Annotated in this window: 11 protein-coding genes; 2 read left to right on the top strand and 9 right to left on the bottom strand. The window is 72.8% G+C overall.

The window, feature by feature from the left end; genetic code table 11:
- From ACZ4E1_RS19485 to ACZ4E1_RS19475, 3 genes are all read right to left on the bottom strand, one after another.
- Positions 1–851 (bottom strand): alpha-amylase family glycosyl hydrolase (locus ACZ4E1_RS19485; RefSeq protein WP_467540688.1); only part of this gene is annotated, 851 nt, incomplete at its 3' end.
- Between the two features lie 91 nt (positions 852–942).
- On the bottom strand, positions 943–3,039 hold the full coding sequence (locus ACZ4E1_RS19480; RefSeq protein ID WP_467540686.1) for an alpha-1,4-glucan--maltose-1-phosphate maltosyltransferase: 2,097 nt from the start codon (positions 3,037–3,039) through the stop codon (positions 943–945).
- Positions 3,040–3,190: 151 nt separating this feature from the next.
- Positions 3,191–4,408: a S8 family peptidase gene (locus ACZ4E1_RS19475; RefSeq protein ID WP_467540684.1), complete on the bottom strand. Its 1,218-nt coding sequence runs from the start codon at positions 4,406–4,408 to the stop codon at positions 3,191–3,193.
- Between the two features lie 227 nt (positions 4,409–4,635).
- On the opposite strand from ACZ4E1_RS19475, the gene ACZ4E1_RS19470 reads away from it, so the two are divergent.
- Entirely contained in the window at positions 4,636–5,229 is a 594-nt protein-coding gene (locus ACZ4E1_RS19470; RefSeq protein WP_467540682.1) for a maltokinase N-terminal cap-like domain-containing protein, read from the top strand.
- Between the two features lie 105 nt (positions 5,230–5,334).
- A complete protein-coding gene (locus tag ACZ4E1_RS19465; RefSeq protein ID WP_467540680.1) occupies positions 5,335–5,862 on the top strand; it encodes a hypothetical protein in 528 nt (175 codons plus the stop codon).
- A gap of 26 nt (positions 5,863–5,888) precedes the next feature.
- On the opposite strand, the gene ACZ4E1_RS19460 is transcribed toward ACZ4E1_RS19465, so the two are convergent.
- From ACZ4E1_RS19460 to ACZ4E1_RS19435, 6 genes are all read right to left on the bottom strand, one after another.
- Positions 5,889–8,207: a protein kinase domain-containing protein gene (locus ACZ4E1_RS19460; RefSeq protein WP_467540677.1), complete on the bottom strand. Its 2,319-nt coding sequence runs from the start codon at positions 8,205–8,207 to the stop codon at positions 5,889–5,891.
- Between the two features lie 9 nt (positions 8,208–8,216).
- Positions 8,217–10,682 carry a protein kinase domain-containing protein gene (locus ACZ4E1_RS19455; RefSeq protein WP_467540675.1) on the bottom strand — a complete coding sequence of 822 codons (2,466 nt, stop codon included), beginning with the start codon at positions 10,680–10,682 and terminating at the stop codon, positions 8,217–8,219.
- A 223-nt stretch (positions 10,683–10,905) separates the two neighbouring features.
- The gene (locus ACZ4E1_RS19450) at positions 10,906–12,471 is read right to left on the bottom strand and encodes a M4 family metallopeptidase (RefSeq protein ID WP_467540673.1); all 1,566 of its coding nucleotides are present in this window, start codon (positions 12,469–12,471) and stop codon (positions 10,906–10,908) included.
- Between the two features lie 307 nt (positions 12,472–12,778).
- Positions 12,779–14,866: a M4 family metallopeptidase gene (locus ACZ4E1_RS19445; RefSeq protein WP_467540671.1), complete on the bottom strand. Its 2,088-nt coding sequence runs from the start codon at positions 14,864–14,866 to the stop codon at positions 12,779–12,781.
- A 777-nt stretch (positions 14,867–15,643) separates the two neighbouring features.
- Entirely contained in the window at positions 15,644–17,536 is a 1,893-nt protein-coding gene (locus ACZ4E1_RS19440) for an ABC transporter ATP-binding protein (RefSeq protein WP_467540669.1), read from the bottom strand.
- Positions 17,533–19,350: an ABC transporter ATP-binding protein gene (locus tag ACZ4E1_RS19435; protein WP_467540667.1), complete on the bottom strand. Its 1,818-nt coding sequence runs from the start codon at positions 19,348–19,350 to the stop codon at positions 17,533–17,535. The genes ACZ4E1_RS19440 and ACZ4E1_RS19435 overlap by 4 nt, the downstream gene beginning before the upstream one ends.
- Between the last annotated feature and the right edge of the window lie 69 nt (positions 19,351–19,419).

The following is a 19,419-nucleotide window of genomic DNA, read 5'->3' as shown; positions in this document are numbered from 1 at the left end:
ATGTGGCACTCGTCGCCGCCGGAGCGGTAGTCACCGAAGTAGTCGACGACGTCCTCGGGCCACTGGTTCGCCTCCGCCAGCAGCACCGTGTCGGGGTAATGCGTGTCGATCTCCTTGCGGACCCGCTTCAGGAGTTCGTGCGTCGCCGGGAGGTTCTCGCAGTTGGTGCCTTCGCGGGCGTAGAGGTAGGGGACGGCGTCGAGGCGGAAGCCGTCGATGCCGAGATCCAGCCAGAACTTGAGGGCGGCGAGAATCTCCTCCTGGACGGCCGGGTTCTCGTAGTTGAGGTCCGGCTGGTGCGAGAAGAAGCGGTGCCAGTAGTACTGCTTGCGGACGGGATCGAAGGTCCAGTTGGAGGCCTCGGTGTCGACGAAGATGATCCGGGCGTCCTGGTACTGCTTGTCGTCGTCGGCCCAGACGTAGTAGTCGCCGTAAGGGCCTTCGGGGTCGGCGCGGGACTGTTTGAACCACTCGTGCTGGTCGCTGGTGTGGTTCATGACGAAGTCGATGATCACGCGCATGCCGCGCTGGTGGGCGGCGTCCACGAATTCGACGAAATCGGCGAGGTCACCGAAGTCGGGAAGGACTGAGGTGTAGTCGGAGACGTCGTAACCACCGTCCTTCAAAGGGGACTTGAAGAACGGGGGGAGCCAGAGGCAGTCGACGCCGAGCCACTGGAGATAGTCGAGTTTGGCGGTGATGCCCTTGAGGTCGCCGATGCCGTCGCCGTTGCTGTCCTGGAAGGAACGGACCAGGACCTCGTAGAAGACCGCGCGTTTGAACCAGTCGGGGTCGCGGTCCTTGGCGGGGGTGTCCTCGAAGGTGTCCGGAACGGGCTCGTTCATGAACATGACGGGGGTGGCCCTCCAGTTCGTGATCTCCGGTTCGTGATCTCCGGTCAGGGGTCTCCGGGTCAGGAGGCTCCGAGTCAGGGGTCTTCGGTCAGGGGTGCGGGCGGTCGCCGACCGTGAAGACGTGCGCGGGCGCCCGGCCCGGCGTGAGCCGTACGTAGTTCGTCCGGCCCCAGCGATACGTCTCGCCGGTCAGTTCGTCCCGTACGGGGACGGTGGCGTCCGGGGCGAGCCCCAGGTGCCGCATGTCCAGGCGGACCGTGGCCTCCTGGGTGTGGTGCGGGTCCAGATTCACGACCACCAGCACCGTGTTCGACCCGGCGCGTCGCGAGTAGACGAGCACCGCGTCCTGGTCGGCCTCGTGGAAGCGGAGGTTCCTGAGGAAGCGCAGCGCCGGATGGGCGCGCCGGATCTCGTTGAGCCGGGTGATCAGCGGGGCGATCGTGCGGCCCTCACGCTCGGCCGACTCCCAGTCCCGGGGCCGCAGTTCGTACTTCTCCGAGTGCAGGTACTCCTCGCTGCCGGGCCGCACCGCGGTGTTCTCGCACAGTTCGTAGCCGCTGTAGACACCCCAGGTCGGGGCGAGCGTCGCGGCGAGCACGGCGCGCAGTTCGAACGCGGGTCGGCCGCCGTGCTGGAGGAACGCGTGCAGGATGTCCGGGGTGTTCACGAACAGGTTGGGCCGCATGTACGAGGCGGCCTCGCCGGACAGCTCGGTCAGGTAGTCGGTCAGCTCCTCCTTGGTGTTCCGCCAGGTGAAGTACGTGTACGACTGCTGGAAGCCGATCTGCGCGAGCGTGTGCATCATCGCGGGCCGGGTGAACGCCTCGGCCAGGAAGATCACGTCGGGGTCGGTGCCGTTGATCTCCGCGATGACCCGCTCCCAGAACACGACGGGCTTCGTGTGCGGGTTGTCGACGCGGAAGATCCGTACCCCGTGGTCCATCCAGTGCCGCAGCACCCGCACCGTCTCCGCGGCCAGGCCGGGCAGGTCCCGGTCGAAGGCGATCGGGTAGATGTCCTGGTACTTCTTCGGCGGGTTCTCCGCGTACGCGATGGAGCCGTCGGGCCGGTGGTGGAACCACTCCGGGTGTTTCTCCACCCAGGGGTGGTCGGGGGAGCACTGGAGCGCGAAATCGAGGGCGATCTCCAGATCGAGTTCGCGGGCCCGTGCGACGAACGCGTCGAAGTCGTCGAGGGTGCCGAGGTCCGGATGGATCGCGTCGTGCCCGCCCTCGGGGGAGCCGATCGCCCAGGGGACGCCGACGTCGTGCGGGCCGGGGGTGAGGGAGTTGTCGGGGCCCTTGCGGTGGGTGGTGCCGATGGGGTGGATCGGGGGGAGGTAGACGACGTCGAAGCCCATCGCGGCGATCGCGGGCAGCCGCTCGGCGGCCGTCGCGAACGTGCCGCTGACCGGCGGCTTCCCGGGCTCGACGACCGCGCCTTCGGAGCGCGGGAAGAACTCGTACCAGGCCCCGTACAGGGCCCGCTCCCGCTCCACGAGCAGCGGCAACTCCTCGGAAACGGTGACGAGTTCGCGCAGCGGACAGGTGGCGAGCGTCGCGTCGACCTGCGGGGCGAGAGCGGCGGCGAGACGGGCGGCGGGGGTGCGCCGCGCATCGCGCAGTGCGGCGGCCGTCGCGGTGAGCACGGACCGGGAGGCCTTGCTCCGGCCGTCCTGGGCGGCGGCCCGCTCGTGCAGCAACGCACCTTCCTCCAGGACGAGTTCGGTGTCGAGGCCCGCCGGGATCTTGATCCGCGCGGTGTGCCGCCAGGTGGACACCGGATCGCTCCACGCCTCCACGGCGAAGGTCCACGCGCCGGGCGCGTCCGGGGTCACGTCGGCGCCCCAGCGGTCGGTGCCGGGGGCCAGTTCGCGCATCGGGGTGAAGGGGCCGGGGGTGCCGTCGGGAGCGCGCAGCACCACGTTCGCGGCGACGGCGTCGTGGCCCTCGCGGAACACGGTGGCGGTCACCTGGAAGGTCTCGCCCGTGACGGCCTTCGCGGGGCGGCGGCCCCGGTCGACGACGGGCCGGACGTCACGCACCGGGATCCGGCCCGTCGTGGGCGCGGGCGGCTGCGGCCGGGTGCGGGGACGCTGTGCGGGCATGACCGCTCCTGTCGGGGGATCGGAGGAGGGTGGTCGGGCGCGTACCGGGGGAGCCTTCCACGCGTACGGGGCGGGCAATCCGGTGCTTACCTACCTACTCGGGCGTCAGCACGCACACAAGACTCCCGCACGCGGCGCGTCCCCACGGCACGCAGGTCCGGCCCCGCCGCGAACGGCGGGGCCGGACCGTCGATGCTCCCGCTTCCTTCGCGGGGAATCGCCTGCGTGCCTACGGGTTGTTCACCTGGAGCAGCCGGTTCGGGGAGCCGAGCCCCGCACCCTTCACCCGGCCCGCGGCGGCCCCGTCGGTGAGCGCCTTGCCGACCTCGGCCGGGGACGCGCCCTGATGACCGGCGAGCCAGAGCGCGGCCGCGCCCGCGACGTGCGGCGAGGCCATCGACGTACCGGAGAACGTGGCGCTGCCGGTGTCGCTCGCGTACGACGCCGAGGTGATGTCGACGCCGGGGGCGAACAGGTCCACGGAGAAGCCCCAGTTGGAGAAGCTCGCGCGGGCGTCGGTCCGGTCCGTCGCGCCGACCGTGACGGCCTCGGAGACCCGGGCGGGCGAGGAGAGGCCCGCCGGGAGCCCGCTGTTGCCCGCCGCGACCGCGTAGGTCACGCCGGACGCGATCGAGTTGCGGACGGCGGCGTCCAGCTGGGTGTTCACGGAGCCGCCCAGGCTCATGTTCGCGACCGCGGGCTTCTTCGCGTGCTTGGTCACCCAGTCGATGCCCGCGATGACCTGGGCCGTCGTTCCCGAGCCCGTGTCGTCGAGCACGCGGACCGCGACGACGTCGGCCTTCTTCGCGACGCCGAAGGTCTCGCCCGCGACGGTGCCGGCCACGTGCGTGCCGTGCCCGTGGCCGTCCTGGGCGACCGCGTCGTTCTCGACGAAGTCCCAGCCGCTGGAGGCCCGGCCGCCGAAGTCCTGGTGCGAGGCGCGGATGCCGGTGTCGATGACGTAGACGGTCACGCCCGCGCCGCCGGAGTCCGGCGAGGTGTACGAGCGGTCCAGCGGCAGGTCGCTCTGGTCGACGCGGTCCAGTCCCCAGGACGGCGGGTTCTGCTGGGTGTCCTGGAGGGTGACCCTCGTGTCCTGGGCGACGGAGGCCACGGCCGGGTCGGCGGCGAGCTGTTTCGCCCGCGCCTCGTCCAGCCGCACCGCGTAGCCGTTGAGCGTGGTCCCGTAGGTCTGGCGGACGGTCGCCCCGTACTTCTCGGCCAGGTCCCGCCCGGCCGCGGACGGCGCCCTCGTTCCCCCCTTCAGCGTCACGATGTAGCTGCCCGTCACGGCGCCGGGCGCACCGGCGCCGAGTATCCGCCCCTGCGCGGGGGCGGCCTGCGCGGGCAGCGTGACGGCCGAAACCACCGCTGCCGCGGCGAGGGCGGTGAGCGCGTGCGCCCACCTGCGGCCGGCGGTGCGTGTCACCGGCAAGGTCTCTGCCATGGATGGGGTGTCCTCCTCAACTCGGCGTGACGGCACGCCGGTTGGCAGCGTCCCCTGGGGCGTCGAGGGTCACAAGGGCGTGGGCCGGGGCGGATCGGCGGCGCCCGTGGAGAGTGTGTGACGGATGCGGACGCCTCTGGAGGCTCTGGCGGGAACCGGCCGGAGCCGTGGTCCGGCGGCGGAATCGCGGTGGCGGGAGCGCCCGGCCCTCGCGCAGGATGACGAGCATGGCGATCATCCACCACACGACCCTCAAGCCCACCAAGCTCGAACTCCTCACGGACTGGCTGCCGCACCGGCCCTGGTACCGGGGCACCGGCACCCCCGAACTGAGCAGGACCGGCGGCTTCCGGCTCGACGACCCGGCCGGCGAGGTCGGCATGGAGTTCATGGCCGTCACCGACACCTCCGGGCCCGAACCGGTCACGTACCACGTCCCGATGGCCTACCGCGGCGCCCCGCTCCCGGACGCGCCCGCCGACGCCCTCATCGGGACGACGGAGCACGGCGTGCTCGGCGAGCGTTGGATCTACGACGGCATGGCGGACCCGGTGCTCCTCACCGAGCTGGGGCGGCTGCTGCGCGGGGAGGTCCCGGCGCACGCGCAGAGCGTGGACGGGGCGCTCGACCCGACGGTGCGTGTCCGGCTCGCGCCGGGAGCGGAGGCCGGGCGGCCCGAGGCCGTCCGCGTCCTGGCGGAACTCGGGACGGACGAGGCCCTCGCGCCGGGAGTCACCGGTGAGGTGAGCGCACGCTGGCGGGCCGGTGACGAGGACGGGCCGCTGATCCGCGGTGTCTTCGTCCGGTTCCGGACGGAGTAGGGCGCTCCGCGTGTTGTGGGGTGGTCCGTGCCGATGTCGTCTGCCATCGTGTACGGGCCGCCGGTGACCGCCGCGCGGTGTGTTTCCGGAACGGGGGAGAACACGATGAGGACCGTGCGACGACTCGCGGGACTGTTCACGGGGACGGCGCTGGCACTCGGCGCCCTGATCGCCACGACGGCCGCACCCGCCCAGGCCTACAGCCCGAACCCGACGCCGAGCGTCTACTACCGCGACACCGGCACCTGCCCGTGCAGCGGCGGCACCCTGGCCGACCCGTTCGACGGGACCTATTTCGCCAACGATCCCGGCGGCTACGCGGTGAAGATCGAGCTGAACCAGGGCGGTTCGTTCGTCGGCAAGGTGGAGTTCCACCCGAACGACGAGAAGCTCTGGGTGTACGACACGAAGAACGACGGCGACACCTTCTACGTGAAGATCTCGTACTCCGTGGGCGGCACCACCCACAACCTCGGCACGTACGCCGCCCCGGGCACCGACGCCGTCCTCGACAAGGTCGTGAAGGACTTCGACATCCCCGAAGGCGCCCCCGTCGACATCTCCGTGTACGACGACCAGGCGCTCTCCGACTACATCGGCGGAGCCCGCGGGACGGGCAGCGCCGTCGCGTAACCGCAGGCGCCTCAAGCCGCGCCGGATCAGTCCGGCGCGGCGACCGAGCCGACGAGCCCGGACCGCGTCGACAGATACAGCACTCCGCCGAGACACAGCGGCTCGGCGAGCGTGCCCGTGTCCAGGCGCAGGCCCGACGGGGCGGGCAGCCGCAGCGAGCGGGCGCCCGTCCCGTCCGCGACGTCCAGGCCGCGGATCTCGCGCCGGCCCACGGCGAACACCCGCCGCCCGGTCAGCAGCAGCGTCCCGGCTCCGGCCGGCGCGGCCGTGTCCCAACGGGGCTTCCCCGTACGCCAGTCCACGCCGCGCAGCCGGCCGGCGGTGTCGCGCAGGACCAGGACGCCGCGGTCGCCGATCACGGGGGTGGCGGCCGGGGTGACGGACGGGGCGAGGGTGCGCCGGGTGCGCAGCGTCTTCGGGTCGAGGACCGCGATCCCGGGATGCTCCGTCGACCAGCACAGCAGCGAGTCCGCGTGGGAGAGCAGGCCCGAGCAGTCGAGGTCGTCGCGGATGAGGGGGTCGGGCGCGGTGTTGGGCCGTGCGCCCCGGACCCCGCCCCTCGTGAGGGCTCCGTAGAGCCATCCGTCGTGCACGACCAGCGGCCCGGCGGGCTCGGGAAGGTTCACTCCCCAGTCGCCCGTGCCCGTGTCCGCGTCGAGCGCCGACAGTTCGACCGCCGCGTCGGGGGAGTCCTCCGGCTGGTTGTTGTAACGGGTGGCGTACACCTTGCCGTCGGCGTAGGTGACGCCGATCAGACCCGTGAAGCCCTCCCGCGCGTAGTGCCAGCGGACCCGGCCCGTGGCCGCCTCCACGCCGATGATGCCCGAGCGGGCCGGGACGAAGAACAGGGTGCCGTCGGTGGCCGGGGCGATCGCCGCGTTGCCGGTGGGGGTCTCCGGGTACACGTCGTCGACCAGCCGGTCCGCGCTGAAGCCCTTGCTGCGCCACTTCTCCACGCCGGTCGCGAGATCGAGAGCGCGGGCCGCCCCCGTCCCGTCGCCGCACACCAGCAGCCCGGCGCCCGCCGTGCAGCCACCCGTCCGCCCGGTGCCGCTGAGACGGCGCGCCCAGGGCCGCCAGCCGTCGGGGCGCTGCTTCGTGTCGAGCGCCGCGGAGGTGAACTCGCCGCTGTGACCCGGATCCGCGTCCGGCAGGGCGAGCGGCCCGGTGCCCCCTTCGGAGGCTGTCGGCGCGGCGCCCGCCGCAGGGGGCTCCGGGGTCCCGTCGGGCAGGAGCACCGGCACGGTGACGGCGAGCGCGGTGACCAGGGCGGCGGCTGCCACCGCCCACGGCCAGCGGCGACGGCGCGCGGCCGGTACGGGTACGGGCACGGACGGGCCGGCGGGGCGGGCCACGGCCGCCGTGGGGGAGGGCGGGACGACGAGCGCGGCGCGCGGGGCGTCGGCGGCCGTCGCGGCGTTCTCCAGGGCGACCGCGCCGGAGACCTGCTCGCAGCGGGCCACGGCCTCCCGCTGCTCGGCGATCAGCGACAGCAGGTCCGCGGGCCAGGGCGCCGGACCGGGCGCCGCCGCGGCGAGTTCGGCGGCGAGCGCGGCCGCGGCCGGGCGCTCGGCGGGGTCGGGCCGCAGGCACCGGGTGATCAGATCGCGCAGCAGCGGCGGGACCTCCGAGAGGTCGGCGCGGCCCGCGGCGATGCGGTGGAGCACGGACGCCGGTTCGTCGTCGTCGAACGGGCCCTGCCCGCTCGCGGCGAAGCACAGCACGGCCCCCAGACAGAACACGTCGGACGCGGCCGTCACCGGGTGTGCGCCGGTCAGCTGCTCGGGGGACAGATAGCCGGGTGTGCCGACGACGAGCCCCGTCGCGGTCAGCGCCGTCGCGTCGAAGGCCTGGGCGATACCGAAGTCGATCAGCCGCGGGCCGTCCGCCGCGAGCAGCACGTTGCCGGGCTTGAGGTCGCGGTGCAGGACGCGGGCCGCGTGCACCGCGTCGAGGGCGCGGGCGAGCCCGGCGCCGAGCGCGCGGACGGCCGGCAGCGGGAGCGGGCCGCACCGGGTCACCGCGTCGGAGAGGGCGGGCCCGGGCACGTACTCCGTGGCCAGCCACGGCAGTTCGGCGTCGGCGTCCCCGTCGAGCGGGGCGGCCGTGCCCGGGCCGGTCACCGCGCGGGCCGCGTCGATCTCGCGGCGGAAGCGGGTGCGGAACTCGCCGTCCGGCTCGAAGTCGGTCCGCACCGTCTTCACCGCGACGAACGGTCCCTCGACGACGCCGCCGACCGTCTCGCGCCGGGCCAGGAACACCTCGCCCATGCCGCCCGCGCCGATCCGGCCGATCAGCCGGTAGGGGCCGACGCGCCGCACCGCGCCCGTCAGAGGAGTCAGCACCGGGCCGCCTCAGCCGTTGGGGAGGGCGATCGAGGTGACCGCGCCCTGGTCGAAGACGACGTGGGCGACGCCGCCGAGCAGCAGCACCTGCGGGACGCGCAGTTCCTCGCTGAAGACCATCCCGTTCTGGTTCGGCTGCGGCTCGTCGCGGTCGCCCGGCGCCCCCGGCAGCGGGATCTTCCGCAGCTTGCCGGCCCGGCCCGACGCGTCCAGCGGCAGCAGGTACAGGGCGTGGTTGTCCGCGAAGACGGCCCGGCCGTCGGTCAGGAGCGGGGCCGAGACCCCGGGGCCGAGGGCGGGCAGCGACACGGTGGCCGTGCGCTTGCCGGAGCGCGTGTCGGTGACGGTCAGCCGCTTGCCGGGGCTGTCGAAGGCCAGGGAGAACCGGGGACCGTCCGCCGACACGGCGGAGAACTGGTCGAACTGGCCGTCCACGAGCGGCACCGTGTAGTGGCTCACCGGCTTCAGGGTGCGCGGCGTGTACCGGTCGACGCGGAAGGCCGCCTGCTTCGATCCGACGGACGTGATCCGCAGGCACTGGATGGTGCCGCCGCCCGAGAAGATCTGGCGGCAACCGCCCGCGCCGCCCGATTCGCCGGGCACGTAACGCTGACCCATGACCCCGCCGTCGCGCGGGTCGAACGCGGACAGGCCCCCGGGCACGGACACGTACAGCACGCCGTCGACGAGCGCCTCGGGCCCGTACGCGTACTCGGCCGCCTGGTCCGGCACCTTCGGGGACAGCTGGGAGTCCCAGCGCACCGAGCCGTCGCGGAGGTCGTACGCGCGCAGGGACGCGCCCGCCGTCTCGTTGCCCAGCGAGACGCCGCCGACCGTCGCGACGACCAGATCGTCGGTGATCAGCGGCGGCATGCTGAACACGCCGCGTCCCGCCGGGGGTTCGGCCTTCCACAGCGTCTTGCCGGAGCGCGAGTCCAGCAGCCGGAGCTCGCCGTACGCGGCGGTGGCGGTGCGCCCGCCCCGGCTCTGCGGCGCGACCGCGTCACCGGGCATGAACACGGTGCCGCCCGGCCCGACGAACGCCTCGTCGACATCGCCCGGGCCGGTGTCCCCGGCGTGCGTCCACAGCCGGTGCCCGTCGGACGGCGACAGCGCCTCGTACGTGCCGTCGGTCCGCAGGCACACCACGGCCCGGGTGTCGGCGGAGCAGTCCAGCGGGGCGTGGTCGAGGCGGCCCTGCCAGGCCTTCCAGCCGGCGGGTCGCTGGGCCGGGAACTGGGGGACGTACCCGCTCGCGTCGTTGAGCCCGGCCGGGTCGACCCCGGCCAGGGCGGTGAGCTGCGCCGGGGACAGCGTGGTCGTCGGCCCGGGCGCCGCCGCACCGCCGCCGCCCCCGCCGTCGTCGGAACCGCCGCCGCGCAGCGCCAGGTACGCGCCGAGGCCGGCGCCCACCATCGCGACCGCCGCGACGATCGCGAGGGCGCGCAGCCGGGTGCGCCGCCGGGGCGGAGGGCTCGCCGCGGGGGCGGTGGGGCCGAGGGTCGGGTACTGGTGCGGGGCGAGTGTGCCGCCGCCGGGGCTGCCGGGGCTCTCAGGGCTTTCGGGGCTCGGGGAAGGCGGGGCGGGCACCGGCAGCAGTGGTGCACCCGTCGCGCACAACTGGCGTACGTCGCGCTCCGCGTCTGCGATCTCCCGGAGCACCGGCTCGGGCCAGCCGTCCGTACCGTCCGCCGGACGCAGCGCGGCGAACCGGTCCGCCAGCTCCGCCGCGTCCGGCCGGTCCGCCGGGTCCTTCGTCAGGCACGCCGCGAGCAGCGGGCGGACCGGCTCGGGGACCGCGTCGAGGCGGGCCTCCGCCTCGGCCACCCGGAACAGCACCGCCGCGACCGGCCCGTCGCCGAACGGGTCCTCGCCCGTCGCCGCGTACACGAGCACGGACGCCAGACAGAACACGTCCGACGCGGGCACCACGTGCCGGCCGCCCGCGATGTGCTCGGGCGACATGTAGCCGGGGGTACCGACCACGCGGCCCGTCGAGGTGAGCGTCGTCGCGGCTGCCGTGCGGGCCACGCCGAAGTCGATGACCTTGGGCCCGTCGGCGCCGAGCAGCACGTTCGACGGCTTCAGGTCGCGATGGGTGACGCCCGCCGCGTGCACGGCGGCCAGCGCGCGGGCCATACCCTCGCCGAGCCTCGCCACCGCCCCGAGCGGCAGCGGCCCGTGCCGGCCCACCGCCTGGGTGAGTGTCGGACCTGCCACGAACTCGGTGGCCAGCCAGGGGAGTTCGGCCGTGGCGTCACTGCCGACCAGGCGTGCCGCGTACGGGCTGTCCACGGCCGCGGCGGCCGTCGCCTCCCGGGCGAAGCGCCGCAGATAGGCCTCCTCGCGGGCCGCCTCGTTCCGGATCACCTTCACGGCGGCCAGGTCGTCCGGCCCGTACCCGGCGGCGATCCGGGCCGGCCGGGCCAGGAACACCTCGCCCATCCCGCCCGCGCCCAGACGCGCCAGCGTCACGTACGGCCCGACCGTGCGCGGCGATCGTTCCTGCAACGGTCCCGGCATGCGAACGCAGCCCCCAAGTCCCTTGATCCCCACCCGTGTTCCGACAGTCTTCCACGCGAGGGCCGCGCACCCGGTTCCGCCCGTGCTCCGCGCCGGCCACGCACGGGCGCCCGGGCCGTCGTGACGACGACCCGGGCGCCCGCGCACTGCCGGAGGAACTCCCGCTGGTACTGCCTTACTTGACGTTCACGCCGGACCAGGCGGCCTCGACGGCCTTGACCTCGGCCGAGTCGGCCCCGTACAGGTCGGTGGCGGCGCTGACCGTGCCCTTGCGGGCGTCCGCGTAGTTCGTCGTCGACGTGAAGTACGTCGTCAGGGCCTTGAACCAGATCTTCTCGGCCTTGTCCCGGCCGATGCCCGTGACGGTGGAGCCGTCCGAGGTCGGCGAGTCGTAGTCGACGCCGTTGATCGTCTTCTTCCCGCTGCCCTCGCTGAGCAGGTAGAAGAAGTGGTTGGCGATGCCGGAGGAGTAGTGGACGTCCACGTTCCCGGCGTCGGCCGACCAGGCGTCGAGCGAGGAGCCGTCCTTGCTCGGCTTGTCCATGTAGCGCAGCGGCGAGCCGTCGCCGTTGATGTCGATCATCTCGCCGATGAGGTAGTCACCGACGTCCTTGGCGTTGTTCGCGTAGAACTCCACGGACGTGCCGAAGATGTCGGAGGTCGCCTCGTTCAGGCCGCCGGACTCGCCCGAGTACTCCATGTTGCCGGTGGCCGCGGTGACACCGTGGCTCATCTCGTGCGCGGCCACGTCGATCGACGTGAGCGGCTTGGCGTCGCCCTCGCCGTCGCCGTAGGTCATGCAGAAGCAGCTGTCGTCCCAGAACGCGTTGACGTACGCGTTGCCGTAGTGGACCCGGGAGTACGCGCCCTTGCCGTCGCCGTTGATGCCGCTGCGGCCGTGCACGTTCTTGTAGTAGTCCCAGGTGACCTGGGCGCCGTAGGCGGCGTCGACACCGGCGGTGGCGGCGTCGTTGGACGTGCCGTCGCCCCACTTGTCGTCGTCGTCGGTGAACAGCGTGCCCTGGCCGGACTCGCCGTGCTTCAGGTCGTACGTGGAGTGGCCGCCGCGCGTGTCGTCCGTGAGGGCGTACGAGCCGCCGGACTCCGTGGTGCCGATGTCGACGCTGCCGCTGTACTGCGACTCGCCGGCACCGGTCTTGATGTCGTCGTAGGAGAAGATCTTCTTGCCGGTGGCCGCGTCGGTGATGACGTGCAGGCGGCTCGGCGTGCCGTCCTTCTCGGTGGACTTGACGACCTTCTCGTAGGCCAGGCGCGGGGTGCCGGAGGCGGCCCAGACGACCTTGCGGGCGCCGGACGGGGCGGCCTTCAGCGAGGCGCCCGAGGTCGCCACGGCGATCGACTTCGTGGTGGCGCGGGTGACGCCCTCGCGCGCACCGGACTTGGTCCGGTGGACGACCAGGTCGCCGCCGAGGACGGGCAGGCCGTCGTAGGTGCGCTCGTAGCGGGTGTGCGTGGCGCCGTCGCGGTCCTTGACCACGTCACGGGCGACCAGCTTCTCCTTGGAGCCGAGCTTCAACTCCTTGGCGGTGTCGGCCGCCTGGGCGCTCGCGTCGTGCATCAGGTCCGCGTGAGCCGTCGCGCTCAGGGCCAGTGGGGTGGCCGAGGGGGCGGAGGGCTGGGCCGAGGCGCCGGTGGTGGTGAGCGCGCCCGTCAGGAGCGCGCCGGCGGCGACGGCCGTGGCGATGGACAGAGTGGTGCGCCGGGATATGTGGGGGGTCACGAAGAAAGCTCCTCTGAAGGTGGGGGGTGAGGATGTGGGGGGTGAGCTTTGCCGTGCGGTACGTGCGGGAAAACTGTGTCAGCCGGGACCCGGAGATGTCATGTACGCAACCGCAGGTTGGCCGGAATTCGTTCGTTGAGCGAAAACTGACGCACGGATTGCGAACGCTCCGTGGCTGCTTTGCCAACTGAACAGGCGCGCCGCACCGGGGAGTTGAACCTCCGGTGCGGCGCGCCCAGTAGAAGGGGACTGCCGTGCGGGACCCGCGCGGGACCTGTACGGGCCCCGCGCGAGCCCTGCGTGCGACTTACGGGAACGTCAGCTTGAAGCTGTTGATGTACCCGGTGTCGTAGGCGGCCTTGTCCTGGACGCGGAGCTTCCAGGTGCCGTTGGCGACCTCGGAGGAGGCGTTCACGGTGAACGTCTTCTGGATGTTGTCGGCGCTGCCGCCGGCCCGGTTGCTCAGGTTGTAGACCGAGCCGTCGGGCGCGATGAGGTCGACGACCAGGTCACCGCTGTAGGTGTGGATGATGTCCACGCCGACCTGGAGGGTGGACGGCGCGTTGCCGGTGACGCCGGAGACGGTCACGGACGAGGTGACCGCCGCACCGGGGGAGTCCGGGATGGCGACGTCCGTGTCGTTGGTGAACACCTTGCCGGTGCCCGGGTCACCACCGCCGGAGCGGGTGCCGACGTTGACGCCGGCCCACGCGTCCTGGACCGCCTTGTACTCGGCGGAGGTCGTGCCGTAGAGGTCGCCGGCCGCCGCGAGCGTGCCGGTGCGGGCCGCCGCGTAGTTGGTGCTCGACGTGAACTTCGTGGTGAGCGCCTTGAACCAGATCAGCGCGGCCTTGTCGCGGCCTATACCGGTGACCGGGAGACCGTCGGAGGTCGGCGAGTCGTAGTTGACCCCGTTGACGGTCTTGGCGCCGCTGCCCTCGCTGAGCAGGTAGAAGAAGTGGTTCGCGACACCCGACGAGTAGTGCACGTCGACGTTGCCGACGCCCGAGTACCACGAGTCCTTGGACGCGCCGTCCTTGCTCGGCTTGTCCATGTAACGCAGCGGGGTGCCGTCGCCGTTGATGTCGATCTTCTCGCCGACGAGGTAGTCGCCCGGGTCGGCCGAGGTGTTGGAGTAGAACTCGACGGCCGCGGACATGATGTCCGAGGTCGCCTCGTTCAGGCCGCCGGACTCACCGCTGTAGACCAGTCCCGCGGTGGCCGAGGTGACACCGTGGGTCATCTCGTGCGCCGCCACGTCGAGCGAGGTCAGCGGCGCCGCGTTGTTCGTGCCGTCGCCGTACGTCATGCAGAAGCAGCTGTCGTCCCAGAACGCGTTGACGTAGTTGTTGCCGTAGTGCACCCGGCTGTACGCGCCGACCCCGTCCCCACGGATGCCGGAGCGGCCCTGCACGTTCTTGTAGTAGTCCCACGTCTCCGCGGCGCCGTACGCGGCGTCGGCGCCGGCCGTCTCCACGTTGGAGGCCGAGCCGTTGCCCCACACGTCGTCCGAGCCCGAGAAGAGCGTGCCGGTGCCCGACGTGCCGTGGTTCAGGTTGTACGTCTTGTGGCCGCCGCGGGCGCCGTCCGTCAGGTTGTACGTCGAACCCGACAGCGTGGAGCCCAGGGTGACCTGGCCGCTGTACTGCGTGTTGCCCGTGCCGTTCTCGATGCCCTGCCACTCGAACAGCTTCTTGCCGGTCGCCGCGTCGGTGATGACGTGCAGCTCGTTCGGCGTGCCGTCCTCCTGGAGGCCCCCGACCACCGTCTCGTACGCGAGCGTGGGCTGCCCCTTCGAACCCTCGCCCAGCCACACGACCTTGCGCGGCGCCCGGTCGGCCTCGGTCCGCTTCGAACCGTCGGCCTTCGCCAGCTTCAGCGCCTGCGCCTCGGCCGTCGCGGGCTTCACGTCCGCCGCGGTGTCCACGCCCTTGAGCTGGGCCTTGGACGCCTTGGTCACGCCCTCCTGCGCACCGGACTTCGCGGTGTCGACGACCATGTCGCCGCCCAGGACGGGCAGACCGGCGTAGGTCCGCTCGTAGCGGGTGTGCGTCGTGCCGTCGCGGTCCTGGATCACGTCGCGGACGACGAGCTTCTCCTGGGAACCGAGGCGCAGGGCCTTGGCGGTGTCGGCCTTGCCGGCGTTCGCCTTGCGCAGCAGCTCGGCGCGCTGCGAGGGGGTCAGCTTCGCGGGGAGCGCGCCCTTGTCGGCGCCGCGCTCCATGTTCGCGGTGACCTTCGCGGCGGCGGGGCCGCCGTCACGGGCGTCGGCGGCGGTGGCCGGGCCCGACTGGAACGCCACGGCCAGCAGGGCCGATACGGCGCCCACGGCCGCGGCGGCGGTGGCGCGGCGACGGACGGAGGCGGATCTGTGGGAGGTGGAGGTGCTTCTCAACGCGGGACTCCTTCTGCGTGGCCGCCTGGGTACGCGGCCAGTGGGGAACGGACGGCGGTGGCCGTCCGGGCAGAACGCAGTGCGTCTGTGCGGCTGCGCACGGGTGCAGCGGTGCGGGTGTGCAGCGGCGCGGCTGTGCGACGGTGCACGTGCAGCGGTGCGGATGGTGCGCAGGGAGGTGCTGTGGCCGGTCGCGGTGAGCTGTGGGGCAGCTGTGCGGTGGCCGAGGGAAGAGTGGCAGCAGAGAGCCCTGTCTGTCAGGAGCGCATCAAGAGGTTGGCCGGAATTGGTTCGGTGCGCGGGTGGTCATGTTCGATATACGGAGCGGGAGTTGGGGTGGTGCGGGGCGCCCTGGGCCTCTGTTACCTCGGGAAACGTCGCGCCCGGGCGACCGGGTCCCCCCATGGAACCGCTCCCTCCGCACCGGAGCCCGGACTCCGGTGACTCAGGAGTAGCGGGGGCTTGAAGTCGCTGGGGTGGCTTGAATTGATCGGTGGGGGAGGGTGGCAGGTGCGGGCACGGCTCTGCGCCGCGGTGTCTCGGTGTCGCGTCGCCGGGTGCCGCGCCGTCGTGGTTGCTCGCGCAGTTCCCCGCGCCCCTGAAGGCACGCTCCGCGTGCCCCAGGGGCTACCCGCTCGCACCCCGCGACGGAGTCGCTGATCCGGCGCCGCGCAGGTGCGCCCCGTCAGGGGCGCGGGGAACTGCGCGACCAGCCACGACGGCGCAGCAGTCGGCGACGATCCCAAGCCCCTGCGGAGCCACCCCGTGCCCCAGGGATCAGTGGATGCTGTCGCGCCAGGCCTGGTGGAGGTCGGCGAAGACACCCGTTCCGGCGATGAGTTCGGACGGCGGGCCGTCCTCCACCACGCGGCCCTGAGCCATCACCAGAACCCGGTCCGCGATCTCCACCGTCGAGAGCCGGTGCGCGATCACCACCGCGGTGCGCCCGCGCAGCACCGTCTGCATGGCCCGCTGCACCGCCCGCTCCCCGGGAATGTCGAGCGAGCTCGTCGCCTCGTCCAGGATGAGCACCGCCGGATCCGCGAGCAGCGCCCGCGCGAACGCCACCAACTGCCGCTGACCGGCCGAGATGCGCCCACCGCGCTTGCGGACGTCCGTGTCGTACCCGTCCGGCAGCGCCATGATGAAGTCGTGCGCGCCGATCGCCTTCGCCGCCCGCTCGATCTCCTCCCGGCTCGCCTCGGGCCGCCCGATCGCGATGTTCTCCGCGACCGTCCCGGAGAACAGGAACGCCTCCTGGGTCACCATCACCACCCCGCGCCGCAGCGCGGCCGTGGACAGCTCCCGCAGATCGACCCCGTCGAGCAGCACCTGCCCGTGCGAGGGGTCGTAGAAGCGGGCCAGGAGCTTCGCGAGCGTCGACTTGCCCGCGCCGGTCGAACCGACGACCGCGACCGTCTGCCCGGCCGGCAGCCGCAGGTCGAAGCGTGGCAGCACCTCGCCCCCGGTGCGGTACCCGAACGACACGTCCCGGAACTCGACGTCCCGGCCCGGCAGTTCACCGCTCCGCTCCGGCAGCTCGCGCGGCACGCCCGGCTCCGGCACCGACGGCACCTGTTCCAGCAGCCCCGCGATCTTCTTCAGCGACGCCGCCGCCGACTCGTACGAGTTGAGGAACATCGCGAGCCGGTCGATCGGGTCGTACAGCCGCCGCACGAACAGCACCGCCGCCGCCAGCACACCCAGTTCCAGCGTGCCGCCCGCCACCCGGTACGCGCCCCACAGGACCATGCCGGCCACCGCCGTGTTCGCGATGATCCGCGAGCCGACGACGTAGCGGGCCATCTCCAGCATCGCCGTGCCGTTCGCCCGCTCGTGCCGGTGGTTGAGCCGCCCGAAGTCCGTGTCGTTCGCGTCCTCGCGGCGGAACGCCCGCACCGGCCGGATCCCGTTCGTCGTCTCGACGAACTTCACGATGACCGCCGCGATCGCCGAGGACCGCTCCCCGTACGCGAGCGCCGCCCGCCGCCGGTACAGCCGGATCAGCACGTACAGCGGCACGAACGAGGCCGTCGCCACCGCGCCGATGCCCAGGTCCAGCCAGAGCAGCATCACCGTGATGTACAGCGACGCCAGAATGACGTTGACCAGCTCCTGGAGGCCCTCGCTGAGCAGTTCGCGCAGCGACTCGACGTCCGTCGTGGCCCGCGAGATGACCCGGCCCGAGGTGTACCGGTCGTGGAAGTCGACGCTCAGCGCCTGCGCGTGCCGGAAGATCCGGCCGCGCAGATCGAGCAGCACGTCCTGACTGACCCGGGCCGACAGCTGGATGTACGCGTACTGGAACGCGGCCGAGCAGCACGCCGTGAGCAGGAAACCGACCCCGACCGCGATCAGCGGCCCGTAGGAATGGTCCCGGAACGCCGGCACGGCACGGTCGATGGCGTACGCCACGAGCAGCGGCCCCGACTGCACCGCGCCCTGCTGGAGCAGCAGGGCGAGCACCGTCCACCAGACCCCGCGCCGGTGAGGCCGCAGCAAGGACCGCAACAGGGCGCCCGTCGCGCCCTTGCGCGTGGGGAGATCGTCCTGGTCGAACGGGTCGAACGGGTCGCCGGGGGCCGGCGGACCGGCGTCCCGCGGCGCCTGCGGGCGCGGCTCGTCGTCCGGGCCCGTGGCCTCGACCGGCTTCCCTGTGGTCGTCGTCATGCCTGCGCCGCCCTTCCCGGGTCCGTGTCGTCCCCCGACATCAGATGCCGGTACTCCGCGTTCGTGCGCAGGAGTTCGTGATGGGTGCCCACCGCCGTGACGCAGCCCTCGGACAGGAGGGCCACGCGGTCCGCGAGGAGGACCGTCGACGGGCGGTGCGCCACCACCAGGGCCGTGCTGTCGGCCAGGACACGGCGCAGCGCCGCCTCCACCGCCGCCTCCGTGTGGACGTCCAGCGCCGACAGCGGGTCGTCCAGGATCAGGAAGTGCGGGGCGCCCACCACCGAACGGGCCAGGGCCAGCCGCTGGCGCTGCCCGCCCGACAGGCTCAGTCCCTGCTCGCCGACCTCGGTCGCCGCACCCTGCGGCAGCCGCGCCACGAAGTCCGCCTGCGCGACGCCGAGCGCCCGCTCCAGCTCCGCGTCCCCCGCGCCGGGCGCCCCCATCCGCACGTTCTCCGCGACCGACGCCGAGAACAGCGTGGGTTCCTCGAACGCCATCGAGACCAGCGTGCGCAGCTCCGCGCGCGACATCGCCGCGATGTCCCGCCCGTCGAGCGTGATCCGGCCCCCCGTCACGTCGTACAGGCGCGGCACCAGCGCGGTGAGCGTCGTCTTGCCGCTGCCGGTCGCCCCGACCAGCGCCATCGTCTCGCCGGAGCGGATGTGCAGATCGACGCGGCGCAGCGTCGGCACGGAGCCCGCCTCGGCGTCCGGATAGCGGAACTCGACGCCGTCGAAGCGCAGCCCGTCCCCGCCCGGAACCGCCACGGGGGCCACCGTGTCCGGCTCGGTCTCTTCCGGTTCGTCCATGACCTCGAAGAAGCGCCGCGTCGCCGTCGCCGCCTCCTGGCTCATCGCCAGCAGGAAGCCGATCGACTCGATCGGCCAGCGCAGCGCGAGCGCCGTGGACAGGAACGCGACCAGCGTGCCCGCCGACAGACCGCCGTCCGCGACCTGCACCGTCCCGAGGACGAGCGCCGCGCCGAGCGCCGCCTCGGGCAGCAGCGTGATGACCGCCAGGATCCCGGCGAGCAGCCGCGCCTTCAGCAGCTCCGTGCCGCGCAGCGTCCGCGACAGGTCACGGAAGGCGCGGGCCTGGCTGCGGTGCCGCCCGAACCCCTTGATGATCCGGATGCCGAGCACCGACTCCTCGACGACCGTGGTCAGATCGCCGACCTGGTCCTGGGCCCGCCGCGACGCGTCCGCGTACCCGTGCTCGAACCGGTAGCAGACCACGATCAGCGGGACCGCCGGCGCGAGCAGCACCAGACCGAGCCCCCAGTCCTGCACGACGAGCAGGGCGAGACCGGCCACGATCGTCACCCCGTTGACGATCAGGAACGTCAGCGGAAAGGCCAGGAACATCCGCACGACCATCAGGTCCGTCGTCGCGCGCGACAGCAGCTGCCCCGAGGCCCACCGGTCGTGGAACGCCACCGGCAGCCGCTGCAGATGCCGGTACAGATCCGCCCGCATCGCCGCCTCGACCCCGGCCAGCGGTCGCGCCACCAGCCAGCGCCGCAGCCCGAACAGCAGCGCCTCCGCGAGACCCAGCGCGAGCAGCACCCCCGCGCCGAGCCACACCCCGCCCGGATCCCGGTCGGCCACCGGGCCGTCCACGATCCACTTCAGCACCAGCGGGAACACGAGCCCCAGACAGGACGCGACGACGGCCACCGCAGCGGCCCCCGCCCAGCGCGCCCGCACGGGCCGCACGTACGGCCACAGGCGCAGCAACGCCCGCACGGCCGACCGCCGTTCCGCGTCGGTCGTCGGTTCAGGGTCCGTGGTGGGTGCAAGTGAAGTGGCCATCAGGAGTGAGACTACGGATCGCCACTGACATCTCCCACCGGGTTTCCGGGCTCCCCGGACCGGTCCGCG

Source organism: Streptomyces sp. NPDC025806 (genome assembly GCF_055558275.1).
The sequence above is the reverse complement of the archived record's forward strand: the minus strand, read 5'-3'. Positions and strand labels throughout refer to the sequence as shown.

Bases quoted from the DNA above. Each gene is read 5' to 3' on its own strand.
- ACZ4E1_RS19475 (WP_467540684.1), bottom strand. From the start codon at position 4,408: ATGGCAGAGACCTTGCCGGTGACACGCACCGCCGGCCGCAGGTGGGCG.
- ACZ4E1_RS19470 (WP_467540682.1), top strand. From the start codon at position 4,636: ATGGCGATCATCCACCACACGACCCTCAAGCCCACCAAGCTCGAACTC.
- ACZ4E1_RS19465 (WP_467540680.1), top strand. From the start codon at position 5,335: ATGAGGACCGTGCGACGACTCGCGGGACTGTTCACGGGGACGGCGCTG.
- ACZ4E1_RS19440 (WP_467540669.1), bottom strand. From the start codon at position 17,536: ATGACGACGACCACAGGGAAGCCGGTCGAGGCCACGGGCCCGGACGAC.
- ACZ4E1_RS19435 (WP_467540667.1), bottom strand. From the start codon at position 19,350: ATGGCCACTTCACTTGCACCCACCACGGACCCTGAACCGACGACCGAC.